The following is a 24,137-nucleotide window of genomic DNA, read 5'->3' on the forward strand; positions in this document are numbered from 1 at the left end:
AGCAACGGTGAGTGCTCTCAGGTTTGGGGAGCTGGGCGCTTAGATCCTAAGAGGATCGATCTAGGCCAACCAGGCTTTACGCTTCCACCTGGGCATGACCATACCCCATGCGATTCAATGCGCCACGCACCAGATCCAGGGTGGTGGGATCCTCTATGGTGGCGGGCACCACATACTCCTGGCTGTCGGCGATCTTGCGCATGGTGCCCCGCAGGATCTTGCCGGAGCGGGTCTTGGGCAATTTGCTCACCACGGAAACCAGCTTAAAGGCCGCGACCGGACCGATCTCGGTGCGCACCAGGGCGATCAGCTCGTCATACAGCTGCGCTTCGGCCAGGTCGACGCCCGATTTGAGCACCACCAACCCCAGAGGCACCTGGCCCTTGAGCTTATCGGCCACCCCGATCACCGCCACCTCGGCCACCGCCGAATGCTGAGACAACACCTCCTCGAAGCGACCGGTGGATAGCCGGTGGCCCGCCACATTGATGATGTCATCGATGCGACTCATGATGTAGAGGTAACCGGCCTCATCCTGGTAACCGGCGTCGCCCGTCAGGTAGTAGCCCGGGTAACGCTCCAGGTAGCCCGCATGGTAGCGGGCATCGTTTTGCCACAGGGTAGGCAGGGTGCCCGGCGGCAGAGGCAGCTTCACCGCGATGGCACCACTCTCCCCCGCGGCCACCGGCTCTCCCGCCTCGTCCAGCACCTCGACCTGGTAGCCGGGTACCGCCAGGGCGGGCGAGCCGGGTTTGATCGGCATCGGCTCGACCCCCATCAGGTTCGCGCAGATCGCCCAACCGGTCTCGGTCTGCCACCAATGATCCACCACGGGCACGCCCAGTTGTCCCGCCGACCAGTTCAGGGTATCGGGATCACAACGCTCGCCAGCCAGGTAGAGTGCTTTGAGGCTGCTGATGTCGTACCGTGCCAGATATTCGGTCTGCGGATCTTCCCGCTTGATCGCCCGCATGGCGGTGGGTGCGGTAAAGAAGCTCTTGACCCGGTACTGCTCGATCACCCGCCAGAAGGCACCGGGATCCGGCGTCCCCACAGGCTTGCCCTCGTACAGCACGGTTGTGGCTCCCACCAGCAGCGGCCCGTACACGATGTAGGAGTGCCCCACCACCCAGCCCACATCGGAGGCCGCCCAAAAGCAGTCCCCCGGCTCGATGTCGTAGATCGCCTTCATGGACCAGGCCAGGGCCACGGCATGACCCCCATTGTCCCGCACCACCCCCTTAGGGGTCCCCGTCGTGCCCGAGGTATAGAGGATATAAAGTGGGTCCGTCGCCGCCAACGGGACACAGGGGGCTGGCTCAACGCCTTGCTGGGCCTGGTACCAGTCCAGATCGCGGCCAGGCAGCAGATCCGCTTCGCACTGCATCCGTTGCAGGATCAGGCAGCCCTGGACGGCATGGGTTGCCAGGCTCAGCGCCTCATCCAGCAAAGGCTTGTAGGGCACCACCCGGCCCGGCTCCACCCCACAGGAGGCAGACAGCACCAGCTTAGGCTTGGCATCGTCAATGCGGGTCGCCAGCTCGGCAGCGGCAAAGCCGCCAAACACCACGGAGTGGATGGCGCCTATACGGGCACAGGCCAGCATGGCGTACACGGTTTCCGGCACCATGGGCATGTAGATCACCACCCGATCTCCCTGGGTTACGCCCATCTCCCTCAGGGTACCGGCCAGTTTTGCCACCTTGGTTTGCAACTCGCTGTAGCTGATCCCATAACGGGTATCGGTCACCGGGCTGTCGTAATGGATGGCGATCTGTTCACCCCGGCCCGCTTCGACATGACGGTCCACCGCGTTGTAACAGGTGTTGAGCCGAGCGCCTTCAAACCAGCGATACAAAGGCGCAGCACTGTCATCCAGCACCCGGTCCCAGTCCCGCTCCCAGTGGATCCCTTGGGCCGCATCCGCCCAGTAGCCCGCTGGATCCTGCTGAGCCTGCTGCTGCAGTGCTCGAGTCTTATCACCCACCTGTGCCATACCCGCTCCCCTGTGCTGTCCTGCTGATGGAATGGGCTCATTTCTAGCACAGGGCAAAAAGTGACCACATTAGACCTATGGCTATCCATCCTGAATGGCACTCGGAAAAAGTGAACAGAACGTCACAAACTTTACCTTTACGTAAACTTCCATTATGTTTTTGACATGCTTCCACTTATGAATTGAATCACCATGCCTGAGCGTGCCACCACCTACTCCATCAGCGAGTTGGCCCGAGAATTTGATATCACCACCCGCAGCATCCGCTTCTATGAAGATCAGGGCTTGCTCAAGCCTGCGCGTCGAGGCCAGACCCGGATCTACAACCTGCAGGACAGGGTCCGGCTTAAATTGATCCTCAGAGGGAAACGCCTGGGGTTCTCCCTGGCGGAAACCGGCCGACTGTTTGAGCTGTACGACGCCGATCGCACCAGTCGCCAGCAACTGCATACCATGCTCAGCCTGATCGAAGAGAAGAAACGAGATCTGCAGCAGCAGATGGATGACATCAAGGTGGTGATGATGGAGCTCTCCTCGGCGGAAGAGCAGTGTCAGCAGGCGCTGCGCGCCTTAAGCCAGGATTAGGGGTCACACCATGTACATCAATCCCTTCAACTTTGGCCTGGGCGAAACCCTGGATCTGCTGCGCGACAGCGTACGCGATTTCGCCCAGGGGGAGATCGCCCCGTTAGCCCGTCAGATAGATAAAGACAACGCCTTCCCCGATGCACTCTGGCCCAGGCTGGGAGCGATGGGCTTGCTGGGCGTCACCGTCTCGGAAGAGTACGGCGGCGCGAATATGGGCTACCTGGCCCATGTGCTCGCGATGGAGGAGATCTCCCGGGCCAGCGCCTCGGTGGGCCTCTCCTACGGCGCCCACTCCAACCTGTGCGTGAACCAGATCTTTCGTAATGGCACCCCGGCCCAGCGGGCCAAGTACCTCCCCGGCCTGATCTCTGGCGAGCAGATCGGCGCCCTGGCCATGAGTGAGCCCGGCGCGGGCTCGGATGTGGTGTCGATGAAACTGACCGCCCGCCGCATGGGCGATCGCTACATCCTGAACGGCACCAAGATGTGGATCACCAATGGTCCGGATGCCGACACCTGCGTCGTCTACGCCAAGACCGATCCCAAAGGGGGGACCAAGGGGATCACCGCCTTTATCGTCGAGCGGAGCTTCCCCGGCTTTTCCCAGGCCCAGAAGCTCGACAAGCTGGGGATGCGTGGTTCCAACACCGGGGAGCTGGTGTTTCAGGAGTGCGAAGTGCCCGCCGACAACGTACTGGGGGCCCAAGGAGACGGAGTCCAGGTACTGATGAGTGGGTTGGATCTGGAGCGCGTAGTGCTCTGTGGTGGCCCGCTGGGGATCATGGCGGCCTGCCTGGATATTGTCCTGCCCTATGTCCAGCAGCGAGAGCAGTTTGGCCAGGCCATCGGCCAGTTCCAGCTGGTGCAGGGCAAACTGGCCGATATGTACACCCGGGCCAATGCCGCCCGCAGTTACGTCTACGCCATGGCGGCCGCCTGTGATCGCGGCACGATCAGCCGCAAGGATGCCGCCGGGGCGATCCTCTACAGCGCCGAGCTGGCCACCCAGCTGGCTTTGGATGCCATCCAGCTGCTCGGCGGCAACGGCTACATCAATGACTATCCGACCGGTCGATTGCTGCGCGATGCCAAGCTCTATGAGATCGGCGCCGGCACCTCGGAGATCCGCCGCTGGCTGATCGGCCGAGAACTGATGAGCGAATAAGCGGGCACAAGGAGCGCCAAGTGAGCCAGATCCCTTCCCATTACAAGGCCACGGATCCCACCAACCAGGCCCGTCACCAGGCCATGAGCGCCCTGGTGACCGATCTGCACGACACTCTGGCGACGATCCTGCCCGGCGGCCCCAAAGCGGCCCGGGACCGACACACCGCCCGGGGTAAGCTGTTGCCCAGGGAGCGGGTGGAGCGGCTGCTCGATCCGGGTGCCCCCTTCCTCGAGATCGGCCAGATGGCCGCTTTTAAGGTGTATGAAGAATCGGTTCCCGCCGCCGGCGTGATCGCCGGGATCGGCCGGGTGAGCGGCGTCGAGTGCATGATCATCGCCAACGACGCCACGGTCAAAGGCGGCACCTACTATCCCCTAACGGTGAAAAAACACCTGAGGGCCCAGGCGATCGCCGAGCAATGTCACCTGCCCTGTCTCTATCTGGTGGACTCGGGGGGGGCCTTCCTGCCGCGCCAGGACGAGGTGTTTCCCGATCGGGATCACTTCGGCCGGATCTTCTTCAACCAGGCCCGAATGTCAGCCCTGGGGATCCCCCAGATCGCCGTGGTGATGGGTCTGTGCACCGCCGGGGGCGCCTATGTCCCGGCCATGGCGGACGAATCCATCATGGTGCGGGATCAGGCCAGCATCTTCCTGGCGGGGCCGCCCCTGGTCAAGGCGGCCACCGGCGAACAGATCAGTGCCGAGGCCCTGGGCGGCGGCCGGGTGCATACCGAGATCTCCGGAGTCGCGGACCACCTGGCCGACAACGACGAACACGCCCTGCAACTGGCTCGCAGTGTGGTGGCCCGGCTCAACGGGCACCAGCGTGGCCCCCTGCACCCGGCGCCGATCAAGCCGCCACGCTACGACGCCAGGGAGTTATACGGCATTGTCGGCACGGACCTGAAAAAACCGTTCGAGGTACGGGAGGTGATCGCCCGCCTGGTGGACGACTCGGCATTTGACGAGTTCAAGGCCCGCTACGGCACCACCCTGGTGTGTGGCTTTGCCCGACTGCACGGCTACCCGGTGGGGATCCTCGGCAACAACGGGATCCTCTTCTCCGAGTCGGCACAGAAAGGGGCGCACTTTATCGAGCTGTGCTGCCAGCGCGGCATCCCCCTGCTGTTTCTGCAGAACATCACAGGCTTCATGGTGGGACAGAAATATGAGCATGAAGGGATCGCCAAACACGGCGCCAAGCTGGTCACCGCCGTCGCCTGCGCCAATGTGCCCAAATTCACCCTGGTGATCGGCGGCAGCTATGGCGCCGGGAACTACGGCATGTGTGGCCGGGCTTTTGAACCTACCCTGATGTTCAGCTGGCCCAACGCCCGAATATCCGTGATGGGGGGCGAACAGGCCGCCAATGTGTTGGCTCAGGTCAAACAGGATCAACGAGCAGCCCAAGGCGAGCCGTGGCCCGATGCCGAGCAGGCGGCTTTTAAGGCCCCCATCCTTGAACAATATGAACGCCAGGGCCATCCCTACTACGCCTCGGCCCGCCTGTGGGACGACGGGATCATCGATCCCGCCCAGAGCCGAGACGTCCTGGGGTTGGCCCTCTCCGCCGCCAATAACGCCCCGGCTCGGGAAACCCGCTTCGGTGTGTTTCGAATGTAGGGATCTCTGATAGCTGATAGCTGATAGCTGATAGCTGATAGCTGATAGCTGATGGCTGATAGCTGATGGCTGATAGCTAAGATGAAAAGGACACTGGATGACGTACGAGACCATCAAGGTGCAGCAGCAGGGCCGGATCGCCCGACTCACCCTGGCCCGGCCACAAAAACACAACGCCTTCGACGCCGGGATGATCGCCGAGATCACCCAGGCCCTGAGCCAGTGGAAGGATGCGCCCCCGAGCCTGCTGGTGCTGAACGCCGAGGGCAGGCACTTCTGCGCCGGGGCCGATCTGGCCTGGATGAAAGCCCAGGCCACTCTGAGCGATAGCGATAACCTGGCAGACGCCCAGCGCCTGGCTCAAATGCTTGATCTCCTCTACCACTTCCCGGCGCCGGTACTGGCCTTGGTGCAGGGCGCGGCCTATGGCGGCGCCCTGGGACTGGTGGCCTGTGCCGACATGGTGCTGGCCAGTCGCGGGGCCCGCTTCTGCCTGTCCGAAGTCCGCCTGGGTCTCATTCCCGCCACCATCAGTCCCTATGTCAGCCGAGCGATCGGCCCCCGACAGCTGCGGCGCTATGCCCTCAGCGCGCAACCCATGGATGCCGATACCGCCCTGAGCCTGGGCCTGGTGCATCAGCTGTGTGATGATCTCGATGCCGACGGCCAGATCCTGATCGACCAACTGCAACACAACGGCCCCGAGGCACTGCGCGCCTGCAAGGCTCTGCTGCTGGCCATCGAGGAGCGGCCACTGGATCCCTCCCTGAGCCTGGAGACCGCTCAATGGATCGCCCGGGTGCGCGCCGGCAAGGAAGCCCAGGCCGGCCTGGCGGCCTTCTTCGACCAGCGCCCGCCCCCCTGGCAGAAGGAACCAGGAGGGTCGGAGGAATGCCAATGAGCCTGAGTAAAGTCCTGATCGCCAACCGGGGGGAGATCGCCTGCCGGGTGATCCGCACCTGTCGACAACAGGGGATCTCGACCGTCGCCATCTATTCTGATGCGGATCGCCACAGCCTGCATGTCCAGCAGGCGGACGAAGCCTTTCGCCTGGGCCCTGCCCCTGCCAGTGAGTCCTACCTGCGCGGCGACGTCATCCTTGAGATCGCCCGGCAATCCGGCTGTGATGCCATCCATCCAGGCTACGGCTTCCTGTCGGAAAATCCCGATTTTGCCCGGGCCTGCGAAGCGGCCGGGATCACCTTTATCGGCCCCCCCGCCGAGGCCATCGACAAGATGGGCTCAAAGAGCGCGGCCAAAGCGATCATGCAGGACGCCGGGGTTCCCATGCTGCCGGGCTACCATGGGGATGATCAATCCGACGCGCGCCTGGCCGAGGAAGCAACCCAGATCGGTTACCCCCTGTTGGTCAAGGCAGCCTTTGGCGGGGGGGGCAAGGGGATGCGGATCGTCGAGTCCGCCGAGGCCCTGCCTGCCGCCCTGGCCAGCGCCCGGCGCGAAGCCCAGTCCGCCTTCGGCGATCCCCAGCTGCTACTGGAGCGCTACCTGGAAACCGCCCGCCATGTGGAGGTGCAGATCTTTGCCGACCGCCACGGCCACTGCCTCTACCTGTCCGATCGGGACTGCTCCATCCAGCGCCGCCACCAAAAGGTCTTGGAGGAAGCCCCGGCCCCCGGCCTGTCCAACCGGCTACGCCAGGCGATGGGGGAGGCCTCGGTCCGTGCCGCCCAGGCCATAGACTATATTGGCGCCGGCACGGTGGAGTACCTGCTGGATCCCCAAGGCCGCTTCTACTTTATGGAGATGAACACCCGACTCCAGGTCGAACATCCGGTGACTGAAGCGGTAACCGGGCTGGATCTGGTGGCCTGGCAGTTGGAGGTAGCCAGCGGCGCCCCCCTGCCCCTGCAACAGGCGCAGATCTGCCCCCGGGGCCATGCCATCGAAGTCCGCCTCTACGCCGAAGATCCCCAGCGCGACTTCCTGCCCGCCAGCGGTACCTTGGCACAACTGGACTGGCCCGAATCCTCGCCCGGGGTGCGGATCGAGACCGGCGTTCAGGCGGGGGATGAGATCAGCCCCCACTATGATCCCATGATCGCCAAGATCATCGCTCAGGGCGATGACCGTGATCAGGCGAGGGTGCGACTGGTCCAGGCCCTGCGTCAAACCCGCCTGGCCGGGGTGATCACCAACCTCAGCTTCCTGCGCCATATTCTGCAGCACTCGGCCTTTCAGGCTGCCGAGCTGAGCACTGGCTTTATTCCCCGATATGAGGAGGAGCTGCTGGCCCCACCTCAGGACCGGGAGCTGGCCGCCTGCGCCTGTGTCCTGCGAGGGCTCCACGACTCCCATGACAAGGCACTGGCCATGCCCCTGGGCTGGCGTCTCAATGCCCCGGCCCGGGTGCGCCAGGTGTTGGAAGATGAGCACGGTGAACGCTATGAGATCCAGCTCACCCAGGACGCCGAAGGCCCCTGGCGAGATCAACAGGGCCGCCGCCTGATCTGGGTTTATGCCGAGGGTGAGTTGTGCCTGGAGTGTGACGGAACCCTGTTGCGCTGGCCCTTCCAGCGTAGCGATGACGACGCCATAACGGTGCAGTTGAGTGATGGTCCTCTGCGCTTCCACCCCTATCGCTATCGGCCCGACCAGGATCAGGCCGATGCCACCAAGGCCCTGCAGGCGCCGATGAATGGCACCCATATTGCCAACCTGGTGTCGGTCGGCGAGCGGGTCAGCAGCGGCACGCCCCTGGTGGTCATGGAAGCCATGAAAATGGAATACACCCTCACCGCCCCCGTCGATGGAGTGATCACCGCCTTGCCCTTTAACAGCGGCGATCCCCTTGAGGAGGGAACACCTTTGATCTCGATGGAAGCTAGCCGATGAATGCCGAATACACCCTCAACGCCCCCGTCGATGGGATGATCACCGCCTTGCCCTTTGACAGCGGCGATCCCCTCGAGGAGGGAACGCCTTTGATCTCGATGGAAGCGAGCCGATGAATGCCGAATACACCCTCACCGCCCCCGTCGATGGGGTGATCACCGCCTTGCCCTTTAACAGCGGCGATCCCCTTGAGGAGGGAACACCTTTGATCTCGATGGAAGCTAGCCGATGAATGCCGAATACACCCTCACCGCCCCCGTCGATGGAGTGATCACCGCCTTGCCCTTTAACAGCGGCGATCTCCTTGAGGAGGGAACACCTTTGATCTCGATGGAAGCGAGCCGATGAGGCCACGCCATGTCAGGATCGTCGAGATGGGGCCCAGGGATGGACTGCAACATGAGCAGACCGTCTCCCTGGAGGAGCGTATCGCCCTGGTGGAAGCCCTCTCCCAGACCGGCCTGACCCAGATCGAGGCGGGCAGTTTTGTCTCCCCAAAGTGGGTGCCACAGATGGCGGACAGCGCACAGCTCTTTGGTCGGATAGGTCGACAAAAAGGCGTTTGCTACAGTGCATTGACCCCGAATCTGCAAGGATTCGAGGCGGCGCTTGCCGCCGGAGTGGACGAAGTGGCCGTGTTCGGTGCCGCCTCTGAGACCTTCAGTCAGCGCAACATTCACTGCTCCGTGGCCGAGTCTCTGAACCGGTTCAAGCCGGTGATGAGCGCCGCCAGCGATGCCGGCATACGGGTCCGGGGCTATGTTTCCTGCACCCTGGGCTGTCCCTATGAAGGCAGTATTGCCCCGGTTCGAGTGGCCGAAACGGCCCAGCTCCTGTATCAGCTGGGCTGTTATGAGATCTCCCTGGGCGACACCATAGGCACGGGCACCCCGGACCGTGCCGTGGCCATGGTGCAAGCCGTCGCCAACCATGTCCCCATGGACAAGCTGGCGCTGCATTTTCATGACACCTACGGCCAGGCCCTGGCCAACGTGGCGGCCTGCCTGGAGCTGGGCGTCGCCACTGTGGATGCCTCGGTAGCCGGGCTGGGGGGATGTCCCTATGCACCGGGGGCCAGCGGCAACCTGGCCACGGAAGATCTGATCTACCTGCTGGACGGCCAGGGGATCCGCCACGGCGTCGATCTGGATCGACTGATCGCCGCCGGCCAGATGATCTGTGATCGACTCGGCCGCGCCAACGGCTCCAAGGTCGCCCGGGCTTACCAGGCGAAACGAGGCAGGCAATGCCCGCCAACCCCATCCTAAGGGAGGAACCCAATGTCCGGTTTTGACAAAGTGGTCCACAGCTATGAACAGGCGATGAGCGGCCTTACCGACGATATGACCGTCATCGCCGGCGGCTTTGGCCTGTGTGGTATTCCCGAGGGCTTGATCGCCCAGATCCGGCGCATGGGCACACGGGGCCTGATCCTGGTATCGAACAACGCGGGAGTCGATGACTTTGGCCTGGGTCTGCTGTTGCAGCAGCGCCAAGTCAAAAAGATGATCGCCTCCTACGTGGGGGAGAACGCCCTGTTTGAGCAACAGCTGCTGTCCGGCGAGTTGGAGGTGGAGTTGACCCCGCAGGGCACCCTGGCGGAGAAGATCCGCGCCGGTGGGGCCGGCATTCCCGCCTTCTATACGGCGACCGGTTACGGCACCCCGGTGGGTGAGGGCAAGGAGGTCCGGGAGTTTGGCGGCCGCCACTATATCCTGGAGGAGTCCATCACCGGCGACTTTGCCATCGTCAAAGGCTGGAAGGCGGACCGCTTTGGCAATGTGATATACCGCCACACGGCGCAGAACTTCAATCCCCTGGCGGCGACGGCGGGACGGATCACGGTTGTGGAGGTGGAGGAGATCGTCGAGCCCGGCGAACTGGAGCCTGGCGCCATCCACACCCCCGGGATCTATGTCGACCGGGTGATCCTGGGCCAGTTTGAAAAGCGCATCGAAAAACGCACGGTTCGCACCATGCAGCCGGGAAAAGGAGCATAACCATGGCACTGACCCGAGAACAGCTGGCCATGCGGGTGGCCCAGGAACTCAAAGATGGCGACTACGTGAATCTTGGGATCGGCATTCCCACCCTGGTGGCCAACTATGTGCCCGAAGGGATCCAGGTGATGCTGCAGTCGGAAAATGGCCTGTTGGGCATGGGCCCCTTCCCCACAGAGGAGGAACTGGATGCGGACATGATCAACGCGGGCAAGCAGACGGTGACCGCCATCCCCGGCGCCGCCATCTTTCACTCGGCGGACTCCTTCGCCATGATCCGCGGTGGCCATGTGGATCTGACCGTGCTGGGAGCGTTCGAGGTGGATGTCGAGGGTAATATCGCCTCCTGGATGATCCCCGGAAAACTGGTCAAGGGGATGGGCGGGGCCATGGATCTGGTGGCCGGCGCCGACAACATCATCGTCACCATGACCCACGCCGACAAACACGGCAACTCCAAACTCTTGCCTCGCTGCACCCTGCCGCTGACGGGCAAGGGTTGTATCCATAAGGTGGTGACCGATCTGGCCTATCTCGAGATCCACGACGGCAAGTTCCACCTCAAAGAGCGCGCCCCCGGCGTCAGCGTCGAGGAGATCGTCGCCAGGACCGCCGGCGAATTGGTGCTCCCCGCTCACGTTCCGGAAATGCGGTTCGACTGAGTCACTCACACCCCATGGGGACAGAAACGCAAGCGGGCCATCATGGCCCGCTTGTTGCCCTTAACGGCTCATCCCCTAGCGGCTCAGCCCCTAACGGATCACCCCGGAAAGTCCCGCCGGATCTGCGCCACCATGGCATCGACCACAGGCTTCTTATCCTCCATCATCGGAGGATACTCGAAGAAGTACTCGCGGTTTTCCTCGCGGCTCCCACCAAAGTAGGTGGTGGGTCTGCTGAAGTCGCTCTCCTCACTCCAGGCGTACAGCACGTAAGTCGGCACATGGGCGGCAATGGCCAGACGCGCCACCGCCGTGGTCGGGGTGAACACCAGATCCAGCGCCTGACACACCGCCGCGGTGGCGGCAAAGTCGTTTTTCAGGTCCAGACCGTCCAGTTGCACCACCTTGAATCCGGTAAGTTTCTCCAGCTTCTTCAACTCTTTGCGACAATCGCCATACTGCAGGTTGTAGAAGGTGGCATTCGGAAACTGGCGCATAAAGTGGGCCAGCTCATAGAGATCCAGATAGTGGACATTACGCTGGGCACTCAGGTTGCCCGAGCGCCAGGAGAGGCCGATCTTCAGCTCCCCGCCCTGCTTGGCGGCCGCGACCTTCCCCTGCCAATGGGATGCCAGCGACTCCGGCGAACGGATCCAGGGGGCAATCCAGCTTTGCCCGGTCTCGCCAAACTGGTGCTGCTGAATGCTGCCCATCAGCAAGAAGCTGTCACACAGTTCTAGCGTCTCGGCTGGTACCTCGCTCATCAGGCTGACACAGTTGGGGGGCACGGGCACCGGGATCACAGTGGGGAAGGCCGCCAGGATCAGGGGCACCAGGCGCTCATCACAAACGTAGTGCACCTGGGCGCAACGAGGCACCAGGTAGGCCAACGCCCCCAGGTACATCAGCTCATCCCCCACCCCCTGCTCCCGAAGCACCAGGACCCGGCCATCGCGGCTCTCTGGACGCCAAAGCGGCAGGGGAAAGCCCTCTGGGGCCTTGAAGCGCTTGCCCAGATCTAAGCCGGTTTCATGGTTGTCGAAGTACTCCGCCCACTGATGACGCGCCCGCTGCAGAAAAGAGCGGTTCCAGCGGATCTCCTCCGGCTCATAACCCAGGGCCAACAGCTGCTCCAGGCCCTGCTCATACTCGGCGATCGCCCCCATGCGATAAAGCACCACGGTTCGATACACCTGCAACATGCGAACTCGGGCCGCGTGGTCCACATTGGAGCCCAGGGCCTGCTCCAGTAACCGGCGCGCCTCCAGCAACCCTTCCGGACTGTAGTTCTGCTTCACATGCATCTGCTGATAGAAGGCCTGGGCTTGGAAGAAATCGGTATCGCCATCAGCGCCAAAGAGCCGGACCATCTCCTTCACCGCCTTGAGCGCCCCGGCATACTGGGCCTGCTCAATGGACATGGCCAGGTAGAGGGTTTCGATCTCGCGGTGGCGCTGCTTGTAGCGACGACGATACTGGGCGCAGTGGCTCAGCCCCTTTTCAAACTGCTGGCTCTTAAAGCACAGGCGGATCAACAGCAGATTGGCCTTAAGGCTGTCCGGATGTTGATCCACCAGCTTCTGCGCCTGGTAACTCGCCTCGGTGATCTTTTCCTGCTCAAACAGGCACACCGCCAGGCGAAACAGGGCCTCGGGCTCGTCCCGCTGGATCACCAGAACGGTATTGAGCAAGTTCACCGCCAGCTCATACTGCTGGGCGTCCATCAACTGATCCACCGCCTCCAGGGTCTGCTGGATCTCGCCATCCATGGGCGCCTGGGTAGCCTGAGTCTGGGCGACGGCCTGCCTGGCCTCACGCACCGTACTGCGCTCTCCCAGGGCCTGGGCGATCTCGGCGCGGTACTGCAGGGCGGTTTCATTCTCCGGCAACTGGGCGAGCAGCTGATCGTTGATCTGACGGGCTTCGAGGTTCTTTCCCTGGGCCATCAGCACCTGGACCAGGGAGAGGATATTCTGCCCATCCCCGGGATCCAGCTCATTGATCCGGCGCAGTCGGGCCTCACACTCGGCATAACGCTGCTCTTCAAAATCCAGCACCGCCAGCACCTGCAGCACCTGGGTATGATCCGGCAGCTTCTGCTGCACCGACTCGAACAGGTGACGGGCGGCGCTTCGCTCGCCCTCTTGGTAGCGCTGTACCCCAAGCTCAAAAGCCTGCTCCAGGGTCATATTGGTTTGGGTCTCTTGCGACATGCTTCGTCCTAGTGCCTGACTGACAGGAATAAGTTCGAGTATGCTGCAAGTATTGCGCCAGAGTTTGGGCCCTCGGCTTAGCGCCGTTTAGGGCTGATGAGTCGGCCAAAGCGGCAACCCCGCGCCGCTATGCCTCAAAAACTTGCCGCCCAGGATGCATAAAGCCCACCGGGAAGTCCCGGTGGGCTTTATCGACGGGCCAAGTGCCGAAAATCGGCTAGGCACAGATCACAGCAGGGAGAGGGCCAGCTGAGGGATCTGGTTGGCCTGGGCCAGCATGGCGGAGCCGGACTGCTGCAGCACCTGGTTCTTGGTCAGCTCGGCAGTCTCTTTGGCGAAATCCACGTCCTGAATACGGCTGCGGGCGTCGGAAACGTTCACCTGGATGTTACCCAGATTGTTGATAGTGTGGCTGAAACGGTTCTGCACCGCACCCAGATCCGCACGGCTATCGTCAATCTGGGAGATGGCGCTGTCGATCGCCTTCACCGCCGCCTGGGCGCTGGCATTGCTGGTCAGGTCCAGGGTGCCAATATCGAAAGAGTCATCCGCCCCCACCGTCAGAGTACCTGCACTGGTGCCTCCGGTGATCTCCAGATTAGACGCCCCGGTACCGTCATTTTCGATGGAGCCAGCCATTACCACATCACCGTCGTCATTAAGCGCTACGGCGACATCCAGATCTTTGAGACCGGCATTGACCGCATCCACCACATCCGCGGCATTCTTGGCATCGGCCAGATCGATGGCGATCACATTATCGACCCCTTCGGCATCGGTAAATGTGAACTCCAGATCATTGGCGGCGATCAGGCTGGCCACGTTGGCATCAGCAACCACAGTGCCGGACACATCCTTACCCTTTGCCAGATCACCAGCTGCGATGGATCCCAAAGAAAGAGCGATGGTTTCGTTGGCGTTGGAGCCCACCTGGAACTGGCGGGTGCCGTAGCTGCCGTCCAGCAGGTTCTGGCCACCGAAGGAGGTGGTGTCGGAGATCCGGGTCAGTTCGTCCTGCAGGGCCACCATCTCCTTCTGGATGGAGTCACGATCTTCCTGGGAGTTGGAGCCGTTGGCGGACTGCAGGGAGAGATCCCGCATCCGCTGCAGGATGTTGGTGGACTCCTGCATCGCCCCTTCGGCGGTCTGAGCGATGGAGATCCCGTCGTTGGCGTTGCGCATCGCCACGTCCAGGCCGCGAACCTGAGAGGTCAGACGGTTGGAGATCTGCAGACCGGCAGCATCATCCTTGGCGGAGTTGATGCGCAGACCGGAGGAGAGGCGCTCCATGCTGGTTTGCAGGTTGGTGTTGGAGCTGGTCAGGTTGCGCTGTGCACTCATGGAGGTCACATTGGTATTCACGGTTACAGCCATGGGCGTATTTCCTTATTGTGGTAAGACTTCGGGACGCCTCGGCCAAAGCCGGCCACCGCTGCTGACGCAGCCACATCCCCTTTACACCCGGCTTTTCGGCACCAGCTTCAGCCTCTTAAGAAAAAAATGCAGAAACTCCCCGACTTTTACCTCGGTTCAACACGGCCCCAACCCAATGGCAAGAAATCCACCAAACCCAACACGAATTGCGATCACGCCGGTAACCAGGAAAGGATGCAAAAAGAACACCCCCAAGGGGCCAAGCCCGATGGGGGTGTGTTAAGGGGGTAAAACTCGGCGCAGTACGCTTACAGCAGGGAGAGGGCCAGCTGAGGGATCTGGTTGGCCTGGGCCAGCATGGCGGAGCCGGACTGCTGCAGCACCTGGTTCTTGGTCAGCTCGGCGGTCTCCTTGGCGAAATCCACGTCCTGAATACGGCTGCGGGCGTCGGAAACGTTCACCTGGATGTTACCCAGGTTGTTGATGGTGTGGCTGAAACGGTTCTGCACCGCACCCAGATCCGCACGGCTATCGTCGATCTGGGAGATGGCGCTGTCGATCGCCTTCACCGCTGCCTGGGCGCCAGCGGCGGAGGTCAGATCCAGGGTGCCAACGTCATAGGAGTCGTCTGCCCCAACGGTCAGGGTGCCAACTGAAGTACCAGCAGTGATCGCCAGGTTGGAGGCCCCGGTGCCATCATTTTCAATGGAGCCAGCCATCACGACATCGCCGGCATCATTCAGTGCCACGGCCACATTCAGATCTTTCAATTCCGCATTAATGGCATCCACCACATCGGCCGCATCACTGGCGTTGCTCAGATCAACCCCAATGGCGGTGGCAGCGCCGTCCGCATCGGTAAAGGTGAACTCCAGGTTGTTGGAGCTGATCAGCGTGGCCACGTTGGCATCGGCGATCACAGTACCGGACACATCCTTACCCTTGGCCAGATCCCCGGCGCCGATGGCATCCAGGGAGAGGGCGATGGTTTCGTTGGCGTTGGAGCCCACCTGGAACTGGCGGGTGCCGTAGCTGCCGTCCAGCAGGTTCTGGCCACCGAAGGAGGTGGTGTCGGAGATCCGGGTCAGTTCGTCCTGCAGAGCCACCATCTCCTTCTGGATGGAGCCGCGATCTTCGGCTGAGTTGGAGCCGTTGGCGGACTGCAGGGAGAGATCCCGCATCCGCTGCAGGATGTTGGTGGACTCCTGCATCGCCCCTTCGGCGGTCTGAGCGATGGAGATCCCGTCGTTGGCGTTGCGCATCGCCACGTCCAGGCCGCGAACCTGAGAGGTCAGACGGTTGGAGATCTGCAGGCCGGCGGCATCGTCCTTGGCGGAGTTGATGCGCAGACCGGAGGAGAGACGCTCCATGCTGGTTTGCAGGTTGGTGTTGGAACTGTTCAGGTTGCGCTGAGCAGACATTGAGGTGACGTTGGTATTTACCGTTACAGCCATGATGTTACTTCCTTAAGAGTGTATACAACGGAGTAAGTGCTACGAACGACGCCTCAGCCGGCATCTCTTACCCTTACGCTCACTGTTTCGGCTTGTCACCAACCTTCTTTAATCAAAAATGCGATCTTTTTGTCACTTTCCACCAACGACCACAATGAGTTACGTTCACATCCCTGTGGCTAACCCCAAATCACCTTGCGCCCCGGATCCCCGCGAGGGCAACTCGCACCTGTGTCACCTGCCGCCAGGTACAAAAAAAAGGAAGGGGCTCCCCTTCCTTTTTCGCTCGTTCAAACCGAACAATCAGCTGCGCGCGGTGTAGTGCCCCTGGCCGATCCACTTGTAGGTGGTCAGGGCATCCAGCCCCATGGGCCCCCGGGCATGCAGCTTCTGGGTGCTGACCGCCACCTCGGCGCCCAGACCAAACTGGCTGCCATCGGTGAAACGGGTGCTGGCATTGACGTACACGGCCGCCGAGTTGATGGCAGCGACGAAGCGCTCGGCGGTGGCGATATCATCGGTAAGGATGCTCTCGGAGTGCTCACTGGAGTGGGCACGGATATGGGCGATCGCCCCCTCCACGTCCTCCACCACCTTGATCCCCAACACCAGCGCCAGCCACTCCTGGCTGAAATCCTGGTCGCCGGCCGGTTGGGCCGCTTCCCCCAGGATCTCCTTGGCCCGAGGGCAGGCCCGCAGCTCGACGCCCAGATCCGCCAGCCGTTGCGCCAGCTCGGGCAGCAGGACCTCGGCGATCTGCTCATGCACCAGCAGGGTATCGAGGGCATTGCAGACCGTGGGTCGCTGCACCTTGGCATTGATCACCAGATCGGCCACCTTGTCGAGCTGCGCGGCCTTGTCGACAAACATGTGGCAGATCCCGATCCCGCCGGTGATCACCGGAATGCGGGACTGCTCGACACAGAGACGGTGCAGGCCGGCACCGCCCCGGGGGATCAGCATATCCACATGGCTGTCGAGTTGCAGCAGGGCGCTAACCAAAGCCCTATCCGGGTTATCGATCAACTGAACCGCCTCGGTCGGCAGGCCGCAACTGGCCAGGGCGGCATGGATCGCCTTGAGCAGGGCACGGTTGGAGCGCACCGTCTCCTTGCCACCACGCAAGATCGCGGCATTGCCGGTCTTGAGTGCCAGCACGGCCACATCGACGGTCACATTGGGACGGGCCTCGTAGATCACCCCCAGGACGCCCAGAGGAATGCGGCGACGGGAGAGACGCATGCCGTTATCCAGCAGTTGGCTTCCCAACTCCTGGCCGACCGGATCGGCCAGGGCGATCACCGTGTCGATATCGGCGCAGATCGCCGCCAGGCGCTCCGGCGTCAGCAGCAAGCGATCCAGCATGGCGCCGGTGAGGCCCGCCGCCTCGGCGGCGGCCATATCCTCGGCGTTGGCGGCGAGGATCGCCGCCTGATCGGCCAGCAGCTGATCGCGGATCGCCACCAGCAGCGCATTCTTGTCTTGTGCCCCCAGGCCCAGCATGGTGTAGCTGGCTGCCCGGGCGGCTTGGCCCATGGCCAATAAAGGGTTGTCCGTCATAACACCACCAAATCGTTTCTGTGGATCACCGCCGGCCCGTAGCTAAAGCCCAGGAGGGATCCGATATCACTGGAATGTCGCCCCTTGAGGCGCTCAATGTCGCTGGAGCCGTAGCGGCTGATCCCCCGGGCCACCGGCGCCCCATCGGGGCCGGTCAACAGCAGGGTGTCGCCCCGGACAAACTCGCCTTCGACCGAGATCACGCCCTTGGCCAACAGGCTGGAACCCTTTCGACACAGGGCGTCCACCGCACCGGCATCCAACCTCAGGGTACCGCAGGGCGGCGGACCGGCCAGGATCCAGCGCTTGCGACCATCCAGGGCACAGCCCTGTGGCACAAACCGGGTACCCAGGGCTTCACCCTGGCACAGGCGCTCGATCACCCCTTCCGCATGGCCACTGGCCACCACGGTCTGGATCCCGGCGCGCATCGCCACATCCGCCGCCTGCAGCTTGGTCGCCATCCCCCCGGTGCCCAGGTTCGTGCCACTGCCTCCGGCCAGGGCCCGCAGGGCATCGTCGATCTGTGCTACCTGGGGGATCAGCTTCGCCTCCGGGTTGCCTCGGGGATCCGCATCATACAACCCCTGCTGATCGGTCAGCAGCAACAGGGTATCCGCCTGGGCCAGCAAGGCCGCCAGGGCAGACAGGTTGTCGTTGTCCCCCACCTTGATCTCGGCGATGGCCACCGCATCGTTTTCATTGATCACCGGAATGATGCGGTTATCCAACAGGGCCTGCAGGGTATCCCGGGCGTTGAGGTAACGCTCCCGATCGTCCAGATCGGCCCGGGTCAGCAAGATCTGACCCACATGCAGGCCATAAAGATTAAACAGGTTTTCCCAGGCCTGGATCAGCTGGCTCTGGCCCACGGCGGCCAGCATCTGCTTGCTGGCCAGGGAATCGGACAGCTCAGGAAAGCCCAGATGCTCCCGACCGGCGGCGATGGCCCCCGAGGTCACCAGGATGATCTCCACGCCCGCCTGGTGCAGGCGGGCCATCTGCCGAACCAACTCCACCATATGGGCCCGATCCAGCTTCGGACTCCCGGAGGTGAGCACACTGGTGCCCAGCTTCACCACGACGCGGGACGGCCGTGTGGGCAAAGTGTTAGCCATAGTTTATCGCTCTTTCAGTTTGATCCCTCAAAGTTACCCGCAAAGCCGCTCAAAACCTAGGGCACGACCCAGTTTTATCCCTCATAAGATAATAATTATTTGATCTGAGTGCCCCGCCAGCTCACACAGCACAGCCATTGCAGGTGCGAAAGTCATAAAAAAACGCCGCAGGGTATGCCCCTGCGGCGTCTTGCTCGAAAGCCGATAACTTTCCTGGCGTAAAGGCCCTTACAGGAAGGCGTACTTCAGGATAAAGCCGATGGCCAGCACGGCAACCGGCAGGCTGATCTCGCGGTGACGACCGGACAGCAGCTTCACCGCGGCGTACGTGATAAAGCCGATGGAGATCCCGTGGGCGATGGAGAAGGTCAGGGGCATCATGATGGCGGTTACCACAACCGGGGCCGCCTCGGTCAGATCATCCCACTGAACGTTCACCAGGCCGGACATCATCAGGATGGCCACGTAAACCAGGGCACCCGTGGTGGCGTAGGCCGGAACCATGCCCGCCAACGGGGAAAGGAACAGACAGGCCAGGAACAGCAGACCCACCACCACGGCGGTCAGGCCGGTACGACCACCGGCGGCGACGCCTGCGGTGCTTTCCACATAACTGGTGGTGGTGGAGGTGCCCATAAAGGCGCCCGCCAGGGTGGCGGAGGAATCAGCCAGCATGGCGCGGTTGGCGCGAGGCAGGCGCCCCTGCTCATCCAGCATGCCGCCACGAGAGGCCACGGCCACCAGGGTTCCTGAGGTATCGAACAGGTCAACAAAGAGGAAGGCGAAGACCACGGCCACCATGGACACTTCCAGCGCCCCCATGATGTCCAGCGCAGCGAAGGTCGGCGCCACAGACGGTGGCATGGAGACCAGCCCGGTGTACTCGACCTGGCCAAACAGCAGGGACAAGGTGGTGATCGCCAGGATGGACAGCATCACCGCGCCCTTCAGGCCAAAGTGCACCAGGGCGATGATCAGTACAAAGCCCAGGGCCGCCATGGCGGGACCGAAGGCGGTTACGTCACCCAGACCCACCAGGGTGGCCGGGTTGGCCACGATGATCCCGGCATTCTTCAGGCCGATCAGGGCCAGGAACAGGCCGATACCGGCCGCAATGCCCAGGCGCAGGGCCACTGGGATGGCATTCATCAACCACTCTCGCACCTTAAGCAGGGAGAGCAGCAGGAACAGCACACCGGACAGGAACACGGCCCCCAGGGCGGTCTCCCAGCTGTGCTGCATATCCAGCACCACGGTGTAGGTAAAGAAGGCGTTCAGGCCCATACCCGGAGCCAATGCAATGGGATAGTTGGCAACCAGGCCCATCACCATACAACCGATAAAAGCCGCCACACAGGTGGCAACAAACACGGCACCATGATCCATGCCGGCGTCCGCCAACATCGGCGGGTTCACAAAGATGATGTATGCCATGGTCAGGAAGGTGGTCAAACCGGCAATCACTTCCTGTCGCACGCTGGAGCGGTTCTCGTTGAGCTGAAACAGCTTTTCTAGCATTTTGAGACCTTTTGTCGTCTGATTTTCTTGTAGGGTTTATGAGTTTTTTTCAGCCAAGGCGGGGCCTAGGGCGGAATGGGGCGGCATTATGAGCGCTTTTTCCAGCCCAAGCCAGAAGTGGATTAAAACCAACAGAAAACACAGCGATTTTTTTATAGAACAATGGGTTCACGTCTCAAATAATAAAAAATCCCATCCCAAAGCAAAAAAAAACGCCAGCAAAATGCTGGCGTAAGGAAGAGAATTTCTTTAAAACCGAGCACCCCAAAAACGGACGCTCAAAAGGTTGATAGCGCAGTTACGACGAGGTCTTCATAGCAAACACGATACCCTTGCTCCAAGAAGCGCAGTACCAGGTGTTATACAAAGTCACGTCGTAGGAAAACGGATAGTTCATGCGTTACTCCAGAAAAAGGTAAAAAGATGACAAAAATCCGAAGGTGCGGTTCCCTGGCGCAAACTCGGTTCCATGGAGTCATCGATACTCAGTTCCTTGGAGAGGCAACGTCTTCCTGACAAGCACAGTGTCGACAGCGGGTTGTCTGTTGACGGTTGCTAATGTACCAAAATGTAGTTTTATTACAAGCCTGGATGACGATTTTTTACGTAAATTCCACTTTTTGACGGTAAAACCCTTCCTGGGTGGATTAAAGTTACATAAATCGAACAAGTGTTGAGCGTTTTCGACCAGGGCAGTTAAAGCCGGGGGAAACAGCCGCTCGACCAAAAGCCAACGGATACCCAGTGATGACCATAAGGTTCAATGATCCAGCAGTTGAGCCAGCAGGGTGGCCACGGGAACCGCCGTGGGCTTGCCATAGAGGGGATCCCGGGATTCCACCGCACTGCCCGCGATATCCAGATGCAGACAAGGAAGGGGCTTATCACTGCCCAGACCATGTTCCTCAAAGCCACCGGCCTGCAGCAAAAATGCCATGGGGAACTGGTGGCCCCGGGCGATATTGACCGAGGCACCGTTGTTGGAGGAGAGCAGATCTTCCGACGGCGAACGAGCCTTCACCTGAGCAAAATCCTCCCGGCGCAGGCGTGACAACTCGAAGGGCTCGCCCCACTGCTCCGAGATCGCCTGCAGCTCCCCCCCCAGCGCCTGCTCCCGAGCCACCGCATTCTCGATCACCGCACTGTAGGGACCATAGCTGCGCACCACGTGGCCGGTCAGCGTGGCCAGAGAAAAAATCACCGGATCGGGGACCTTAACCGCCTCCTCTCGAAGATGAGAGAGCAGATCGGCCAGCACCAGGCGCCCCTCCGCATCCGTATTACCGATCCGCACCCGCTTGCCAGAGTGACCCGTGATGATCTGATCCGGGACTATCGCATCGCTGCCGATGCTGTTACGGACCAGCCCCAACTCAGCGACGACTCGGATCCCTTTGGGCTTCAACTGGGCCAGCGCCACCATCAAACCGGCAACCGCCGCGGCTCCGCCCTTATCTCGACTCATGCCCGCCATGGCCCCGCCAATCTTGAGATCGGCCCCACCGGTATCGAAGGTGACCCCTTTCCCGGCCAGGAACCAGTTGCGGGCAATCACTCCCTCCCCCGCATATTCCAACCGCACAACCCTGGGCCGGTGGCGTTCGATCCCCGCAGAAGCCTGGCCCACCGCCCACAGCAGAGGGTACTCCTGTTGCAGTTGCTTGGTGTCACTAATCACTTCGATGCGCACAGCAGTGTCATCAAACAGGTTCTGGCAGTACTCGGCGAAGGCCGGGGGGGCCATCTGCTCCGGATCGCCCCCGCACAGATCCCGGGCGGCAATGCGCCCCATCTCCAGGGCGTTGGCCCGGGCGCTATGCTCCAGCCCCAAGATCCCCAGCACCAGCTCAAACCCGTCCGCATCAAAGGGCCGGTAGATCTCCTGTCCGACTCCCAGCATTGCCACCGCCATTGCCTCGCTGTAGCGCAGCGCGTCAGTGACTTCATCCACAATCACCAGCGGGCGCCGGGCACCGGCCCTCAGCGCCAATCCGATCCCGGCCGCCCCCGCCTCGGCGAAACGTCTGACATCCTCATAGTCGCCGTCCAGATCCCCGGTGGGCGCCAACACCAGGCGCCCACCGGCCAGTCCGGGGGCCAACAACATCACGGCTTCTCGGCCGATACGACGGTCCAGGCTGGCGGCGTGTTGGATGAGTTGACGCACCTCGGGATACGCCGCCAGCTCGAAACCGTCGCCGATCACCACCAGGGCATCCCAATCCCCCTGCCCAAACAGGGCATCCCGCTCCCCAACCGCCTGCCAGACTATTTTGCTCATCACTCTAATCCCTTAAGTTCAAAACCATGATCACTGCCTCAACATAGCAGTTTGCGTGTCGACAGGGCCATGGAATGAAACGGCATTACCCGCACTGCACCGCTCGGACAGCGCTTAATTAGTCGCCCTTGGGCCTGTGCTACACTGGCGCCCACTCACACTTGGTACTGATGCAGACGCGCAGCGGCGCGCAACAAGGAGCCTGCTATGTCCACCTTAAGCACCCTCTCCCCCCAAGGCCTGTGGCAATGGTTTGACACCATCTGCGCCATTCCCCACCCCTCAAAAAGGGAGCTTGCCCTGAGGGATCATATCCAGCAATGGGCCGAGCAAGCGGGGATCGCCAACCAGCTGGATGCGGTGGGCAACCTGATCCTGCGCAAACCCGCCACCGCCGGTCGTGAACGGCAAAAAGGGGTGATCCTGCAGGCCCACCTGGATATGGTGCCGCAGAAAAACTCCGGCACTGCACACCGTTTCGATCGGGATCCGATCCAGCCCTACATCATCAGTGAGAGCGATGGTGACTGGGTCACCGCCCGAGACACCACCCTGGGTGCCGACAATGGTATCGGCATGGCCTCGGCCCTGGCGGTATTGGCCGCCGACGATATTGAGCACGGCCCCCTGGAAGTGTTACTGACCATAGATGAAGAGGCGGGCATGACCGGGGCGTTTGGCCTGGAAGCCGGGCTGCTTGAAGGGGAGATCCTGATCAACACCGACTCCGAAGAGGAGGGTGAGGTGTATATGGGGTGCGCCGGTGGCATCGATGTGCAGCTGGAGCTACCCATCGTCCGAGAATCGGTTCCAGCAGGTTACCAAACCGTCGAACTGGCCCTCACCGGCCTCAAGGGGGGGCACTCCGGGGTGGATATCCATACGGGTCGAGGCAATGCCAACAAGCTGCTGGCCCGTTTCCTCTTTGGCCACGCCGATGAACTGGGCCTGCGCCTGGTGAAGATCCAGGGAGGCTCCCTGCGCAACGCCATCACCCGTGAGGCCTATGCCACCGTGGCCATCGCCCCCGACCAGCGTACCAGGCTGGAGCAGTTGGTTACCCACTACCAGCAACTGCTGCAGAACGAACTGTGTGCCATCGAAACCGAACTGGCATTTACCCTGCAACCGGTGGACGATGCCGACAGCGTGTTTGATCGCCTGGCACAAGGCAAGCTGCTGGCCCTGCTGCACGCCACCCCCAACGGCGTGATCCGCATGAGCGACGCCTTCCCCGGTGTGGTGGAAACCTCCCTCAATATGGGCGTGGTCAAGACTCAGGAGCAGGGCGTCCAGATCTTGTGCCTGATCCGCTCCACGGTCGATTCGGGCCGGGCCATGGTGGTCAACATGCTCCAGGCGGTGGCCCAACTGGCGGGGGCGAATTGCTCCGACTCCGGCGCCTACCCGGGCTGGAACCCGGATCCCAGCTCACCTGTGATGGCGGTGGTAAGAGAAACCTACCAGAGTCTGTTTGGCACCCTGCCCAATATCCAGGTGATCCATGCCGGCCTGGAGTGTGGCCTGTTCAAGGAGCCCTACCCACACCTGGACATGGTCTCCATTGGCCCCACCATCCGCTTCCCCCACTCCCCGGATGAAAAGGTCCAGATCGAGTCCGTGGGCAAGTATTGGCAGTTGCTGTTGGCCGTGCTCAAGGCGATCCCGACCCGGTAATCCAGCCTCTCGTTTACCATAAACACCTGGCCCCGCAACTGCGGGGCCAG

At 61.9% G+C, this 24,137-nt stretch carries 20 protein-coding genes; 12 read left to right on the top strand and 8 right to left on the bottom strand.

The annotated features are described in order from the left end of the window. Window positions 1-76: 76 nt before the first annotated feature. Window positions 77-1,996, bottom strand: a complete 1,920-nt coding sequence (locus tag AC2D8U_RS09085; protein ID WP_484618720.1) for a propionyl-CoA synthetase — start codon at window positions 1,994-1,996, stop codon at window positions 77-79. Window positions 1,997-2,188: 192 nt separating this feature from the next. Here AC2D8U_RS09085 and AC2D8U_RS09090 point away from each other — a divergent pair, with 192 nt between their 5' ends. The 10 genes from AC2D8U_RS09090 (at window position 2,189) to AC2D8U_RS09135 (ending at window position 10,892) form a co-directional block, all read left to right on the top strand. Then, a complete protein-coding gene (locus AC2D8U_RS09090; RefSeq protein ID WP_484618721.1) occupies window positions 2,189-2,581 on the top strand; it encodes a MerR family transcriptional regulator in 393 nt (130 codons plus the stop codon). Window positions 2,582-2,591: 10 nt separating this feature from the next. Further along, window positions 2,592-3,749: an isovaleryl-CoA dehydrogenase gene (locus AC2D8U_RS09095; RefSeq protein ID WP_484618722.1), complete on the top strand. Its 1,158-nt coding sequence runs from the start codon at window positions 2,592-2,594 to the stop codon at window positions 3,747-3,749. Between the two features lie 20 nt (window positions 3,750-3,769). Beyond that, window positions 3,770-5,377, top strand: a complete 1,608-nt coding sequence (locus tag AC2D8U_RS09100; RefSeq protein ID WP_484618723.1) for a carboxyl transferase domain-containing protein — start codon at window positions 3,770-3,772, stop codon at window positions 5,375-5,377. Between the two features lie 97 nt (window positions 5,378-5,474). Further along, window positions 5,475-6,278 (top strand): enoyl-CoA hydratase-related protein, encoded by an 804-nt coding sequence (locus tag AC2D8U_RS09105; RefSeq protein WP_484618724.1) that lies wholly within the window; start codon window positions 5,475-5,477, stop codon window positions 6,276-6,278. Then, window positions 6,275-8,230 (top strand): acetyl/propionyl/methylcrotonyl-CoA carboxylase subunit alpha, encoded by a 1,956-nt coding sequence (locus AC2D8U_RS09110; protein ID WP_484618725.1) that lies wholly within the window; start codon window positions 6,275-6,277, stop codon window positions 8,228-8,230. Before AC2D8U_RS09105 ends, AC2D8U_RS09110 begins: the two co-directional genes overlap by 4 nt. Continuing rightward, the gene (locus AC2D8U_RS09115; protein WP_484618726.1) at window positions 8,227-8,346 is read left to right on the top strand and encodes a biotin/lipoyl attachment domain-containing protein; all 120 of its coding nucleotides are present in this window, start codon (window positions 8,227-8,229) and stop codon (window positions 8,344-8,346) included. Before AC2D8U_RS09110 ends, AC2D8U_RS09115 begins: the two co-directional genes overlap by 4 nt. Then, window positions 8,343-8,462: a biotin/lipoyl-containing protein gene (locus AC2D8U_RS09120; RefSeq protein ID WP_484618727.1), complete on the top strand. Its 120-nt coding sequence runs from the start codon at window positions 8,343-8,345 to the stop codon at window positions 8,460-8,462. Before AC2D8U_RS09115 ends, AC2D8U_RS09120 begins: the two co-directional genes overlap by 4 nt. A 112-nt stretch (window positions 8,463-8,574) precedes the next feature. Further along, window positions 8,575-9,498 (top strand): hydroxymethylglutaryl-CoA lyase, encoded by a 924-nt coding sequence (locus AC2D8U_RS09125; protein ID WP_484618728.1) that lies wholly within the window; start codon window positions 8,575-8,577, stop codon window positions 9,496-9,498. A 12-nt stretch (window positions 9,499-9,510) separates the two neighbouring features. Next, window positions 9,511-10,230 (top strand): CoA transferase subunit A, encoded by a 720-nt coding sequence (locus AC2D8U_RS09130; RefSeq protein ID WP_484618729.1) that lies wholly within the window; start codon window positions 9,511-9,513, stop codon window positions 10,228-10,230. A gap of 2 nt (window positions 10,231-10,232) precedes the next feature. Then, window positions 10,233-10,892 carry a CoA transferase subunit B gene (locus AC2D8U_RS09135; protein WP_484618730.1) on the top strand — a complete coding sequence of 220 codons (660 nt, stop codon included), beginning with the start codon at window positions 10,233-10,235 and terminating at the stop codon, window positions 10,890-10,892. Between the two features lie 98 nt (window positions 10,893-10,990). Here the strand turns inward: AC2D8U_RS09135 and AC2D8U_RS09140 are convergent, their stop codons facing one another. The 6 genes from AC2D8U_RS09140 to AC2D8U_RS09165 all read right to left on the bottom strand — a co-directional run bounded on the left by AC2D8U_RS09140 (window position 10,991) and on the right by AC2D8U_RS09165 (window position 20,129). Continuing rightward, a complete protein-coding gene (locus AC2D8U_RS09140; protein ID WP_484618731.1) occupies window positions 10,991-13,105 on the bottom strand; it encodes a tetratricopeptide repeat protein in 2,115 nt (704 codons plus the stop codon). A gap of 228 nt (window positions 13,106-13,333) precedes the next feature. After that, on the bottom strand, window positions 13,334-14,479 hold the full coding sequence (locus AC2D8U_RS09145; protein WP_484618732.1) for a flagellin: 1,146 nt from the start codon (window positions 14,477-14,479) through the stop codon (window positions 13,334-13,336). A 308-nt stretch (window positions 14,480-14,787) separates the two neighbouring features. Further along, window positions 14,788-15,933 carry a flagellin gene (locus AC2D8U_RS09150; protein ID WP_484618733.1) on the bottom strand — a complete coding sequence of 382 codons (1,146 nt, stop codon included), beginning with the start codon at window positions 15,931-15,933 and terminating at the stop codon, window positions 14,788-14,790. A 303-nt stretch (window positions 15,934-16,236) separates the two neighbouring features. Then, the gene (locus AC2D8U_RS09155; protein ID WP_484618734.1) at window positions 16,237-17,493 is read right to left on the bottom strand and encodes a glutamate-5-semialdehyde dehydrogenase; all 1,257 of its coding nucleotides are present in this window, start codon (window positions 17,491-17,493) and stop codon (window positions 16,237-16,239) included. After that, a complete protein-coding gene (gene proB, locus AC2D8U_RS09160; protein WP_484618735.1) occupies window positions 17,490-18,611 on the bottom strand; it encodes a glutamate 5-kinase in 1,122 nt (373 codons plus the stop codon). The genes AC2D8U_RS09155 and proB overlap by 4 nt, the downstream gene beginning before the upstream one ends. Window positions 18,612-18,839: 228 nt before the next feature. Continuing rightward, window positions 18,840-20,129 carry an NCS2 family permease gene (locus tag AC2D8U_RS09165; RefSeq protein ID WP_484618736.1) on the bottom strand — a complete coding sequence of 430 codons (1,290 nt, stop codon included), beginning with the start codon at window positions 20,127-20,129 and terminating at the stop codon, window positions 18,840-18,842. An 88-nt stretch (window positions 20,130-20,217) separates the two neighbouring features. Here AC2D8U_RS09165 and AC2D8U_RS09170 point away from each other — a divergent pair, with 88 nt between their 5' ends. Further along, a complete protein-coding gene (locus AC2D8U_RS09170) occupies window positions 20,218-20,364 on the top strand; it encodes a hypothetical protein (protein ID WP_484618737.1) in 147 nt (48 codons plus the stop codon). 525 nt (window positions 20,365-20,889) lie between these two features. Here AC2D8U_RS09170 and AC2D8U_RS09175 read toward each other — a convergent pair. Continuing rightward, on the bottom strand, window positions 20,890-22,410 hold the full coding sequence (locus AC2D8U_RS09175; RefSeq protein WP_484618738.1) for a M17 family metallopeptidase: 1,521 nt from the start codon (window positions 22,408-22,410) through the stop codon (window positions 20,890-20,892). Between the two features lie 207 nt (window positions 22,411-22,617). Between AC2D8U_RS09175 and AC2D8U_RS09180 the strand changes: the two genes are divergently transcribed. After that, window positions 22,618-24,087, top strand: coding sequence for an aminoacyl-histidine dipeptidase (locus tag AC2D8U_RS09180; RefSeq protein WP_484618739.1), 1,470 nt, complete (start codon window positions 22,618-22,620; stop codon window positions 24,085-24,087). The last annotated feature ends 50 nt before the right edge of the window (window positions 24,088-24,137 follow it).

The sequence above is a fragment of the Ferrimonas sp. YIN67 genome (genome assembly GCF_057219095.1).